General features: G+C 73.4%; 11 protein-coding genes. 4 read left to right on the forward strand and 7 right to left on the reverse strand.

What is annotated here, in order from left to right; all coding sequences use genetic code 11:
- Window positions 1–16 precede the first annotated feature (16 nt).
- The 5 genes from PV341_RS07580 to PV341_RS07600 form a co-directional block, all read right to left on the reverse strand.
- On the reverse strand, window positions 17–1,219 hold the full coding sequence (locus PV341_RS07580) for an acyl-CoA dehydrogenase family protein (RefSeq protein WP_500357089.1): 1,203 nt from the start codon (window positions 1,217–1,219) through the stop codon (window positions 17–19).
- Window positions 1,216–3,108 (reverse strand): acetyl/propionyl/methylcrotonyl-CoA carboxylase subunit alpha, encoded by a 1,893-nt coding sequence (locus tag PV341_RS07585; protein ID WP_500357091.1) that lies wholly within the window; start codon window positions 3,106–3,108, stop codon window positions 1,216–1,218. Before PV341_RS07585 ends, PV341_RS07580 begins: the two co-directional genes overlap by 4 nt.
- Window positions 3,109–3,121: 13 nt before the next feature.
- Window positions 3,122–4,660 (reverse strand): acyl-CoA carboxylase subunit beta, encoded by a 1,539-nt coding sequence (locus PV341_RS07590; protein WP_500323954.1) that lies wholly within the window; start codon window positions 4,658–4,660, stop codon window positions 3,122–3,124.
- Window positions 4,661–4,680: 20 nt separating this feature from the next.
- Window positions 4,681–5,478, reverse strand: a complete 798-nt coding sequence (locus PV341_RS07595) for a TIGR03084 family metal-binding protein (protein ID WP_500323834.1) — start codon at window positions 5,476–5,478, stop codon at window positions 4,681–4,683.
- A 189-nt stretch (window positions 5,479–5,667) separates the two neighbouring features.
- Window positions 5,668–6,330: an HAD family hydrolase gene (locus PV341_RS07600; RefSeq protein ID WP_500357092.1), complete on the reverse strand. Its 663-nt coding sequence runs from the start codon at window positions 6,328–6,330 to the stop codon at window positions 5,668–5,670.
- Between the two features lie 126 nt (window positions 6,331–6,456).
- Here PV341_RS07600 and PV341_RS07605 point away from each other — a divergent pair, with 126 nt between their 5' ends.
- Entirely contained in the window at window positions 6,457–6,918 is a 462-nt protein-coding gene (locus tag PV341_RS07605) for a GNAT family N-acetyltransferase (protein ID WP_500323836.1), read from the forward strand.
- Window positions 6,919–6,973: 55 nt separating this feature from the next.
- Here PV341_RS07605 and PV341_RS07610 read toward each other — a convergent pair whose 3' ends face one another.
- Both PV341_RS07610 and ddaH read right to left on the reverse strand, forming a co-directional pair.
- Window positions 6,974–7,939 carry an acyl-ACP desaturase gene (locus PV341_RS07610; protein WP_500357094.1) on the reverse strand — a complete coding sequence of 322 codons (966 nt, stop codon included), beginning with the start codon at window positions 7,937–7,939 and terminating at the stop codon, window positions 6,974–6,976.
- Between the two features lie 89 nt (window positions 7,940–8,028).
- Window positions 8,029–8,805: a dimethylargininase gene (ddaH, locus tag PV341_RS07615; protein WP_500323838.1), complete on the reverse strand. Its 777-nt coding sequence runs from the start codon at window positions 8,803–8,805 to the stop codon at window positions 8,029–8,031.
- A 102-nt stretch (window positions 8,806–8,907) separates the two neighbouring features.
- Between ddaH and PV341_RS07620 the strand changes: the two genes are divergently transcribed.
- From PV341_RS07620 to PV341_RS07630, 3 genes are all read left to right on the forward strand, one after another.
- Entirely contained in the window at window positions 8,908–10,548 is a 1,641-nt protein-coding gene (locus PV341_RS07620; RefSeq protein WP_500323839.1) for an ABC-F family ATP-binding cassette domain-containing protein, read from the forward strand.
- A 112-nt stretch (window positions 10,549–10,660) separates the two neighbouring features.
- Window positions 10,661–11,149 carry a glutathione peroxidase gene (locus PV341_RS07625; RefSeq protein ID WP_500357096.1) on the forward strand — a complete coding sequence of 163 codons (489 nt, stop codon included), beginning with the start codon at window positions 10,661–10,663 and terminating at the stop codon, window positions 11,147–11,149.
- 29 nt (window positions 11,150–11,178) lie between these two features.
- Entirely contained in the window at window positions 11,179–11,859 is a 681-nt protein-coding gene (locus PV341_RS07630) for a L,D-transpeptidase family protein (protein WP_500323955.1), read from the forward strand.
- Window positions 11,860–11,946 lie beyond the last annotated feature (87 nt).

Here is an 11,946-nt window from a genome sequence, read left to right on the forward strand (position 1 = left end):
CCTCGGTAGGACGTGCTCAGTAGGACTTGGGCAGACCCAGCGTGTGGTGCGAGACGTAGTTGAGAATCATCTCCCGGCTGACCGGCGCGATGCGACCCACGCGCGACGCCGTGAGGAGGGAGGCCAGCCCGTACTCGGCCGTCAGCCCGTTGCCGCCGAGGGTGTGCACGGCCTGGTCGACGGCCTTCGCGCCCGCCTCGGCCGCCGCGTACTTCGCCATGTTGGCGGCCTCGCCGGCCGCCATGTCGTCCCCGGCGTCGTACAGGAACGCGGCCTTCTGCATCATCAGCCGGGCCAGTTCCAGCTCGATGTGGGCCTGTGCCAGCGGGTGGGCGATGGCCTGGTGAGAGCCGATGGGGGCCTTCCACACCTGCCGGGTGCGGGCGTAGTCCACGGCGGCGTCGAGCGCGAAGCGGCCCATGCCGATCGAGAAGGCGGCCGTCATGACGCGTTCGGGGTTGAGGCCCGCGAACAGCTGCAGCAGCCCCGCGTCCTCGTCGCCCACCAGGGCGTCGGCGGGCAGCCGCACGTCGTCCAGGTAGATGTGGAACTGCTTCTCGGGCGCCGACAGCTCCATGTCGATCGGCCGGAACTCGAAGCCCGGCGTCTCGCGCTCCACGACGAACAGGCACGGCTTCAGCTTTCCCGTACGGGCGTCCTCGGTGCGGCCCACGATGAGCGTCGCGTCGGCGATGTCGACACCGGAGACGAAGACCTTGCGGCCCGTGAGCAGCCAGTCCGAACCGTCCCGGCGGGCCGTGGTCGTCAGGCGGTGCGAGTTGGAACCGGCGTCCGGCTCGGTGATGCCGAACGCCATCCGGAGGGAGCCGTCCGCGAGCCCGGGCAGCCACCGGCGCTGCTGCTCCCCGGTGCCGAAGCGGGCGATAACGGTGCCGCAGATCGCGGGGGAGACGATGAGCAGCAGCAAGGGGCAGCCCGCGGCGCCCAGTTCCTCCAGCACGATGGAGAGCTCGGCCAGGCCGCCGCCCCCGCCGCCGTGCTCCTCCGGCAGGTTGACGCCGAGATAGCCGAGCGCGCCGGCCTCCTGCCACAGCTTGTCGGTGTGCCGCCCCTCGCGGACGGCGTCGAGGAAGTACGAACGCCCGTACCGGCGGCCCAGGTCGGAGACGGCCTTGCGCAGCGCGCGCCGTTCCTCGCTCTCCAGCAGGACGTTGTCGAAGGTGCCGGTCGGTCCGTGCACAGCGGGCGTACCGCTCATGGGGAATCCTCTTCCTGAACGACGGCGAGTACGGCTCCGACGTCGACCTGGCGGCCGGCCTCGGCGTGCAGTGCGGTGAGCACACCGTCCGCCGGGGCGGCGACGCGGTGCTCCATCTTCATGGCCTCCAGCCACAGCAGGGGCTGCCCCGCGGCCACCTTGTCGCCGACGGCGACGTCCGCGACGCGGACGACCGTCCCCGGCATCGGGGCCAGCAGCGAGCCGGGCGCGAGCTGGGCCTGCGGGTCGGGGAAGCGGGGGAGCGCGGTGAAGCGGTGGGCGCCCGACGGGCCGTCGACGCACACCTCGTCCCCGTAGACCGCCACCTCGAAGGCCCGGCGCACCCCGGCGACCTCCAGCACCACGTGTCCCGGCCCGTGCTCCAGCAGGCGTACGTCCGGGTGGCCCTCGGCGGCGAGGCCGTCACGGCCGAGCCGGTAGCGGACCTCGTACTCCGCGCCACCCGGCTCGCCGCGGTAGGTCTTGGACTGCGGCGCCGACCGCACGTTGCGCCAGCCGCCCAGCGGGTGGCGTCCCGAGGCGTCGGCGAGCGCGGCGGCCAGGGCCGACAGCCGTAGCGCGGCCCCGTCCTGCTCCGGCGCCGGGCCGAGCCGGTCGAGGAAGGCCGTCGACAGCCGCCCCGCGGCGAAGTCCGGGTCGCGCAGCACCCGTACGAGCAGGTCGCGGTTGGTCACCAGGCCGTGCACGCGGGCCCGCTCCAGGGCGTGCGCGAGCAGCCGCAGCGCCTGCGGGCGGGTGGGGGCGTGGGCGACGACCTTGGCGAGCATCGCGTCGTAGTGCACGCCGATCCGGTCGCCGTCGCCGAAGCCCGCGTCCACCCGCAGGCCCGGCGCCTCCGGCACCAGGAAGCGGTGCAGGACGCCGGTCTGCGGCTGCCAGTCGCGGGCCGGGTCCTCCGCGTACAGCCGGGCCTCGACCGCGTGCCCGGAGGGCGCCGGGGGAGCGGCCGGGAGCCGCCCGCCCTCGGCGACGTCCAGCTGGAGCGCGACGAGGTCCACGCCGAAGACGCACTCGGTCACCGGGTGCTCCACCTGGAGACGGGTGTTCATCTCCAGGAAGTACGGCCGGCCGTCCGCCGACACCAGGAACTCCACCGTCCCCGCGCCGACGTAGCCGATGGCCCGCGCCGCCGCTTCCGCCGCCTCGTGCAGCGTCCGGCGCAGCGCGTCCGGGATACCGGGCGCCGGGGTCTCCTCGACCACCTTCTGGTGGCGGCGCTGCACCGAGCAGTCGCGCTCGCCCAGCGTCCACACGGTGCCGTGCGTGTCCGCCAGCACCTGCACCTCGATGTGCCGGCCGTCCTCGACGTACGGCTCCAGGAACACCTCGCCGTCCCCGAAGGCGGACAGCGCCTCCGCACGGGCGGCGGCCAGCTCCCGCTCCAGGTCGGCCGCCTCGCGGACGACGCGCATGCCGCGTCCGCCGCCGCCCGCCGCCGCCTTGACCAGCACGGGCAGGTCGCCTGGACCGGCCTCCAGCACCGGGACGCCGGCCTCGGTCATCAGGTGCTTGGCCCGGGTCTTGGAACCCATCGCCTCGATGGCCTTCGGCGTCGGCCCGATCCAGGTCAGGCCCGCCGCGATGACGGACCGGGCGAACTCGGCGTTCTCCGACAGGAACCCGTAGCCCGGGTGGACGGCGTCCGCGCCTGCGGCGAGGGCGGCCTTCACGATGAGGTCGCCGCGCAGATAGGTGTCGGCGGGCGCGTCGCCCGGCAGCCGCACGGCGGCGTCCGCCTCCCGTACGTGCAGGGCGGTCGCGTCCGCGTCCGAGTGGACGGCGACCGTGGCGATGCCCAGGTCGCGGCAGGTACGGAAGACACGGCGGGCGATCTCGCCGCGGTTGGCCACCAGCACTGATGCGATCACGGTCAGGTGCTCCTCACATCCGGAAGACGCCGAAGCCGCCACGGGCGCCCTCGACCGGTGCGCTGTGGACCGCCGACAGGCACACGCCGAGCACCGTGCGGGTGTCGCGCGGGTCGATCACCCCGTCGTCGTACAGCCGCCCCGACAGGAACATCGGCAGGGACTCGGACTCGATCTGCTGCTCCACCATCGCCCGCAGCCCGGCGTCGGCCTCCTCGTCGAAGGGCAGGCCCCGGGCGGCCGCGGACTGCCGCGCCACGATGGACAGCACTCCCGCGAGCTGCGCCGGCCCCATCACGGCCGACTTGGCGCTGGGCCAGGCGAACAGGAAGCGCGGGTCGTACGCCCGGCCGCACATGCCGTAGTGCCCGGCGCCGTAACTCGCGCCCATCAGGACGGAGATGTGCGGGACCTTCGAGTTGGACACCGCGTTGATCATCATGGCGCCGTGTTTGATGATGCCGCCCTGCTCGTACTCGCGGCCCACCATGTAGCCGGTGGTGTTGTGCAGGAACAGCAGCGGGATGTCGCGCTGGTTGGCGAGCTGGATGAACTGCGCGGCCTTCTGCGACTCGGCGCTGAAGAGCACGCCCTGCGCGTTGGCGAGGATCCCGACGGGATAGCCGTGCACCCGCGCCCAGCCGGTCACCAGGCTCGGCCCGTACAGCGGCTTGAACTCGTCGAACTCCGAGCCGTCCACGACCCGCGCGATGACCTCGCGAGGGTCGAAGGGGGTCTTCAGGTCGGCGGGGACGATGTCCAGCAGCCCGTCCTCGTCGTACAGCGGCGGGTCGTAGGCGGCGGCCGGGGCGGGGCCCTGCTTGCGCCAGTTGAGCCGGGCCACCACCCTGCGGGCGGTGCGCAGGGCGTCGGGCTCGTCCAGCGCGAAGTAGTCCGCGAGGCCGGAGGTACGGGCGTGCATGTCCGCCCCGCCCAGCGACTCGTCGTCGCTCTCCTCGCCGGTGGCCATCTTCACCAGCGGCGGGCCGCCGAGGAACACCTTGGAGCGCTCCTTGACCATGATCACGTGGTCGGACATCCCGGGGACGTACGCGCCGCCGGCCGTGGAGTTGCCGAACACGACGGCGACGGTGGGGATGCCGGCCGCCGACAGCCGGGTCAGGTCCCGGAAGAGCGCGCCGCCCGGGATGAAGATCTCCTTCTGGCTGGGCAGGTCGGCGCCGCCCGACTCCACGAGGTTGACCAGCGGCAGCCGGTTGGAGAGCGCGATCTCGTTGGCCCGCAGGGCCTTCTTCAGGGTCCACGGGTTGCTCGCCCCGCCGCGCACCGTGGGGTCGTTGGCGGTGATCACGCACTCGGTGCCCTCGATCACGCCGATCCCGGTCACCAGCGACGCGCCGACCGGGTAGTCGCTGCCCCAGGCCGCGAGCGGCGACAGCTCCAGGAACGGGCAGTCCTGGTCCAGCAGCAGCTCCACCCGCTCCCTGGCGGTCAGCTTCCCCCGCGACCGGTGCCGGTCCACGTACTTGGGGCCGCCGCCCGCGAGCGCCTTCTCGTGCTCGGCCTCCAGTTCGGCGAGGCGTTCGAGCATGGTCGTACGGTTCTCGGCGTTCACGCCGTTCCTCCCTCACGCGGCTCGCGGCCCCGCCCGGGCGGTCCCGCGAAGGCCTGGGCGATGTCCAGCCAGCGGTCGGCGTCCTCGCCCTCGGCACGTACGGCCAGGTCGGCGCGGTGCCGGCGGCGGGTCGCCAGCAGGCACAGGTCGAGCGCCGGGCCCGTGACGCGCTGCGCCGCGTCCTTCGGGCCGTACGCCCACAGCGTGCCGTCGGGGGCCGACAGCTCGACCCGGAACTCCTCGGCGGGCGGGGTCAGCCCGTTGACGAAGTACGCGTAGTCGCGGGCCCGTACGGCGATCCGCGCCACGTGCCGCAGCCGCGCGGTCGGCGGACGGCGGACACCGAGGGCGTCCGCGACGTCCTCGCCGTGCGCCCAGCTCTCCATGAGCCGGGCCGAGGCCATGGACGCGGCGCTCATCGGCGGCCCGAACCACGGGAAGCGCGTCCCGGGCGGCTGCGCCCGCAGCGCGGCCTGCAGCTCCGCCCGCCCCGAGCGCCAGCGCGCCAGTAACTCGGCGGGCGGCAGCGCCGCGCCCTCCTCGGCTCCGGCGTCGACGAAGGTGTCGACCGCGGCGGCGGCCTTCTCCACCACGGAGCCGAAGCCCTCCGGGTCGGTGACCGCCAGCACGGACTGCCGGTCGGTCCAGGCCAGATGGGCGATCTGGTGCGCGATCGTCCACCCCGGAGCGGGCGTCGGTGCCGCCCAGGCGCCCTCCGCGAGCGGGGCGACCAGGGCGTCCAGGCCCTCGCTCTCGTCCCGCAGATCGTCCAGTACGGGTGTGGGGTCGGACAAAGGTCCCCCTGAATGACGCAGCGTCAGCGAAGCCGTGCGCGTCACAGGCTGGCACCGCGGCAGGAAACAATCAAGCGTGCTTGCATGATTTTCCGCCTGGGCCCCGCTGCGGCGGCCACGCTGCTGTCGATGGCGACGTTCTCCGCCGCGGCCTGGGCCCTGGGCCCCGCCCACGGCTGACTCCCGTCGTCAGCGAACCGCCGCGACCAGGCGGCTCAGGGCGGGAAGCACGTCCCGCAGGTCCTCGCCGTCCACCGCGACGGTCGCCGCGGCCCGGGCGTCCGCCGAGGCGTTGAACGCCACGCTCAGCCCGACGGACGCGAACAGCGGCAGGTCGGAGCGGCTGTCGCCGACGGCCCCGCAGGCGCCGGGGGCCAGGGCCAGCCCTCGCGCGTGGGCGAGGGCGAAGTCCCTCTTGCCGTACTCGTCGAAGTGCCGGGCGACCCGGCCCGTGAACCGGCCGCCGGAGGTCTCCAACCGGGGGCCGCTGAACGCGTCGAAGCCGAAGCGCTCGCTCAGGTGGCCGCCGACCGGCGACCAGGCGAGGGTCGCCAGCACGGGCGCCAGTCCGTTCCGCCGGCACCAGGCCACCGTCTCCGTGATGCCCGTGACCAGGGGGAGCCCGTCGAGCCACCCGGCGACCCGTCCCTCGGGCACGCCCGCCCAGCCGGCGGCGTCCAGCTCGGAGACCTGCCGGTTGTTCATGGCGCCCCTGGCGTAGGCGTCCTCGGCCTCGCTCAACTCGTCCCGATGGCCGAGGAAGCCGGCCAGGAAGGCCGACGAGCTCGTGCCGGGCACGAGGGTGCCGTCGACGTCGAAGAACACCGCGCCCGCGCGACCGGAGGGGAACACCGCTCAAGGATGTCATCGGAGCCCACGCCCTTCCCCGGTGGGTCGCGGAGCCGGCCCGGGGCGGCCCGGCCTGCCGGGGGCGGAAAACCGATGACGCTGTGGCCTGCGCGCTGCCACGCTCGTGGCATGGAAGGTGTCGTGATCCGTCCGGCCCGCCCGCAGGAGCTGCCGTTCCTGGACGCGTTGGTCCTGAGGTCGAAGTCGCACTGGGTGGGCGGTCGCGTGGAGGACGTCCCCGACGTGACGCCGAAGCTCACGGCGGCGGACATCGCCTCCCGGTACGCCACCGTCGCCGAGAAGGACGGTGTGCCCGTCGGCTTCTACACGCTCAACGAGCACGAGGACTACCTGGGGATCGGTCTGCTGTTCGTCGACCGGACGTCCATCGGCACCGGGGTCGGGGGCCTGCTGTGGGGCCATCTGGTGCGGCGGGCGGTCGCGCTGGACGCACGCCTGCTCGGGGTCGGCGCGGAGCCGCGGGCCGAGGGCTTCTACCTGCGGATGGGCATGGTGAGCCGGCACGCGTTCGAGCACAACGGCGAACGCCTGATCTGGATGGTGGGCGAGGTCGCCGCGCTGGCGCGCTGACCGGCCCGCCGCGGTGGGGCCCCTCCGGGGAGGCGCCCCACCGCGCACCGCTTCGTCAGGCGCGCGCGGCCCGCCGGGCCATCAGGGCGTCCCGGCGCTCCTCGAACTTGCGTGCCTGGCTGTCCAGCTCGCCCATGAAGAAGCCCAGTTCCTCCTGTGCCTTCAGGCCCTCGGCGCCGAGCCCTGAGGTCTCCAGCACCTTCAGGTGCCGCAGTACGGGCTGGAGCACGTCGTCGTGGTGGATGCGGAGGTTGTAGATGCCGCCGATGGCGATCCGCGCCGCGGAGCGTTCGAAGCCGGGCATCCCGTGCCCCGGCATCCGGAAGCCGACGACCACGTCACGGATCGCCTGCATCGCCTGGTCCGGCGCCAGTTGCAGCGCCGCCGCCAGCAGGTTGCGGTAGAAGACCATGTGCAGGTTCTCGTCGGTCGCGATGCGCGCCAGCATGCGCTCGCACAGCGGGTCGCCCGACTCGCGGCCCGTGTTGCGGTGCGAGATGCGGGTGGCCAGTTCCTGGAACGCCACGTACGCCACCGAGTGCAGCATGCTGTGCGCGTTGTCGGACTCGAAGCCCTCCGACATGTGCTGCATGCGCAGCCGCTCCAGCTCCACCGGGTCCACGGCACGGGTGGTGAGCAGGTAGTCCCGCATCACTATGGCGTGCCGGCCCTCCTCCGCGGTCCAGCGGTGGACCCAGGTGCCCCAGGCGCCGTCCCGGCCGAAGAGGGTGGCGATCTCGTGGTGGTAGCTGGGGAGGTTGTCCTCCGTGAGGAGGTTGACCACCAGCGATATCCGGCCGATCTCGGTGACCTTGGACTGCTCGGGCGCCCAGGCCTCGCCGCCCATCACACCGTCGTAGTCGCGGCCCTGGCTCCACGGGACGTACTCGTGGGGCATCCACTCCTTGGCCGCCTTCAGATGACGGTTGATCTCGGTCTCGACGACCTCTTCCAAGGCGTACAGCAGCCTGGTGTCACTCCATGCTTCCGAACCGGCACTCTGGGACGGGGCAATGGTCACGCGGGGCTCCTGGCTGTTCGCTGAGAGTGCTTACGGAATCGTAAGTTACGAAACCGTAGGTTAGGTGACACTGAAAAGGCAACCCGCCGTCAGGCGTACAAGTTCCGCAGGCGAACGGACAGGCAGGTCACGCATCCCTCGAGCTTCTCGAACTCACTGATATCCACTGATACGGGCTCATATCCCCTATCACCCAGCAGCTCCGCGCTCCTCGGCGCGCTCGCCGCCATCAGCAGCCGCCCGCCGCCGAGCAGCACCACGTGGGCCCCCGCCTCCTCCGGCACCGGCAGGAAGCGGGGGAAGACCGACGGGTCGTCAACCAGCGGCGGATACCCGATGACCGTGCCGTCGGGCAGCGCCGTCACCGCCGACTTCAGATGCAGCACCTTGGTGACGGGAACGGCGACCACCCGCGCCCCCAGCGGCTCGAACGCGGACCGCAGCTGCCGGACGCCCTCGGCGTTGGTCCGCCCGCCGCGGCCCACGTACACGGTGTCCCCCGTCTTCAGCACGTCCCCGCCGTCCAGCGTGCCCGGCTCGCGGACCCGGTCGACCGAAAGCCCCAGCGCCGCCACCGCCTCCCCGACCCCGGCCGTCTCCGGGCGCCGGGACACGGCACCGGACCGGGCGAGCAGCGCGACGTCGCGGAAGACGACCACCGGGTCCTCCACGAAGACCGCGTCCGGGCAGTCGTCGGCGGCCGGCACCTCCACCGTCTCCCAGCCGTGGGCGCGCAGCGCCGCCACGTACCCCTCCCACTGGCGCGCGGCGAGTCCGGCGTCGACGGGGGAGCGCTCGACGTGCGTCACCAGCCCCTCGGCGAGGCGCGGACCCGGACGGCGGACGAGGGCCATCTTGCTCGGCACGGAAGGTTCCCTCCCTGGGATCGGGGACGGCCGGCGGCCGTCCCGGGCGCCACGCACGGGCCGCAGGGCGCGGGCCGGCGGGGCGATAGCATCGGCAGCCTGATGAGTGCCACTCTTGTCGTCAAGGATCTCGCCGCCGGCCACGGGGACCGCGTCCTCTTCTCCGGCCTCGACCTCGTCGTCGCCCCCGGCGACGTCATCGGCCTGGTCGGTGCCAACGGTGCCGGGAAGTCGACGCTGCTGCGCCTGCTCGCGGGCCTCAGCGCGCCCGAGCAGGGGCAGCTGCGGCTGAGCCCGCCCACCGCGACCGTCGGCCACCTCCCGCAGGAGCCCGAACGCCGCCCGGACGAGACCGTACGGGCCTTCCTGGCCCGGCGCACCGGGGTCGCCGCCGCCCAGGCCGAGCTCGACGCCGCCACGCAGGCCCTGGTCGACGGGGCGCCCGGCGCGGACGACGCCTACAACGACGGCCTGGAGCGCTGGCTCGCCCTCGGCGGCGCGGACCTCGAGGAGCGCGCCGAGGAGGTCACCGACTCGCTCGGGCTGACCGTCGGCCTCGACCTCCCGATGACCGCCCTGTCCGGCGGCCAGGCCGCCCGCGCCGGCCTGGCGTCCCTGCTGCTGAGCCGATACGACGTCTTCCTGCTCGACGAGCCCACCAACGACCTCGACCTCGACGGCCTGGAGCGGCTGGAGGCCTTCGTCAGGGGCCTGAAGGCGGGCACCGTCCTCGTCAGCCACGACCGCGAGTTCCTCACCCGCACCGTGACCAGGGTCGTCGAACTCGACCTCGCCCAGCAGCAGGTCAACACCTACGGCGGCGGCTACGCCGCCTACCTGGAGGAGCGGGAGACCGCCCGCCGTCACGCCCGCGAGGAGTTCGAGGAGTACGCCGACACCAAGGCCGCCCTGGAGTCCCGCGCCCGGATGCAGCGCAACTGGATGGAGCACGGCGTCCGCAACGCCCGCCGCAAGGCGAGCGACAACGACAAGATCGGCCGCAAGCTGCGCTCCGAGTCCACCGAGAAGCAGGCCGCCAAGGCCCGGCAGACCCAGCGCATGATCGAACGCCTCGACGTCGTCGACGAGCCCCGCAAGGAGTGGGAGCTGCGCATGGAGATCGCCGCCGCGCCCCGCGCGGGCGCGGTCGTCGCCACGCTGCGCGGCGCCGAGGTCCACCGCGGCTCCGGGTTCACCCTGGGGCCCGTCGACCTGCAGGTCGACTGGGCCGACCGGGTCGCCATCACCGGCGCCAACGGCTCCGGCAAGTCCACCCTCCTGGCCGCCCTCCTCGGCCGCGTCCCGCTGGACGCCGGCGCCGCCCACCTCGGGCCCGGAGTCGTCGTCGGCGAGGTCGACCAGGCACGCAGGCTCTTCCTCGGCGGCGAGTCGCTGCTCGACGCCTTCTGCGCGGAGGTCCCCGACACGGCCCCCGCCGACGTCCGCACCCTGCTGGCCAAGTTCGGCCTCAAGGCCGCCCACGTGCTGCGCCCCGCCGCCACCCTCTCCCCGGGCGAGCGCACCCGGGCCGCCCTCGCCCTCCTGCAGGGCCGCGGCGTCAACCTCCTCGTCCTCGACGAGCCCACCAACCACCTCGACCTGCCCGCCATCGAGCAGCTCGAGTCCGCCCTCGCCTCCTACGACGGCACCCTGCTGCTGGTCACCCACGACCGCCGCATGCTGGAGGCCGTCCACACCACCCGTCGCATCCGGGTCGACTCCGGGCGGGTCACCGAACACTGACGTCACGCCGCGGTCGTGCCGCGGACCCCCTCCCATGGGAAGATCGGCACCGTGACCGGGGTTGAAAGGACGACCTGTGGTCCGTCCGTGCCCCAAACGAGGAGATCCGAACGTGAGCATCTACGACATCCCGCTGCGCACCCTCACCGGTGAGCCCGCCTCCCTCGCGGACCACCGGGGCAAGGCCCTGCTGATCGTCAACGTGGCCTCCAAGTGCGGTCTGACCCCGCAGTACGAGGGCCTGGAGCGGCTGCAGAAGCGGTATGCCGACCGTGGGTTCACCGTGCTGGGCTTCCCCAGCAACCAGTTCGCGGGCCAGGAGCCGGGCACGGCCGAGGAGATCGCGACCTTCTGCTCCGCGACCTACGGCGTGAGCTTCCCGCTCTACGAGAAGGCCGACGTCAACGGTGAGCAGCGGCACCCGCTGTACGCCGCGCTGACCGAGACCGCCGACGCCGAGGGCCAGGCGGGCGACGTTCAGTGGAACTTCGAGAAGTTCCTCGTCGGCGGCGACGGCCAGATCGTCGGCCGGTTCCGCCCCCGCACCGAGCCCGAGGCCGACGAGATCGTCGCCGCCATCGAGGCGCAGCTCCCCGCTTGAGCCTGCGCGCGGCACTGACGCGCCTCGCCGTGCCGGCCGTCGTGGCCGGCACGGCGGCCGCGGTCCCGTGGTCGCCGCCCGCGCTGCCGGACCGCATGGCGGACACCGGCGGCGGCACCCAGCTGATCACGGCGGTCGCCGCCTCCCCGGAGGCCACCACTGGGACGCTGACCTGGTGGGACCGCCGCGACGGCCGCTGGGTCGCCGCGGGCTCCGCGGCCGCCCGCTTCGGCGGCGGCGGCCTCGTCGAGGGCGGGACCCGGGTGCAGGACACCTCGACCACCCCGACCGGGCTGTACGACCTCCCGTTCGCGTTCGGCACCAAGGCGCCTCCCCCCGGCACGACGACGCGGTACCTGCCGGTCACCGAGGACTCCTGGTGGTGCCAGGACAACGCCTCGGACTCCTACAACCGCTGGGTCGAACCGCTGCCCGAGGACTGCGCCCCCGAGGAGTCCGAGCACCTCGCCGACTTCGGCCGCCAGTACGCGCACGCCCTCGTCATCGGCTTCAACTACCGCCACCCGGTCCGCGAACGCGGCGCCGGGATCTTCCTCCACGTGAACGGCCGCGCCGCAACGGCGGGTTGCGTCTCGGTCCCGGCCGGCGCCATGCGTCGCATCCTGGCCTGGGCCGACCCCGGCCGTGACCCCCACATCGCGATCGGCACGGAACCGGGCCGCGGCGGGACCGCGGTCACGCGGTACTAGGCCGCGTCGTCACATGCCCTCCGCCAACCTTCGGCCGGGGGTGCCCCCACCCCGCGACGCTCCCCCAGCCGGCACTGGGAGGTACCC

The sequence above is a fragment of the Streptomyces sp. PA03-1a genome (genome assembly GCF_033792805.1).
Classification (GTDB): Bacteria; Actinomycetota; Actinomycetes; order Streptomycetales; family Streptomycetaceae; genus Actinacidiphila.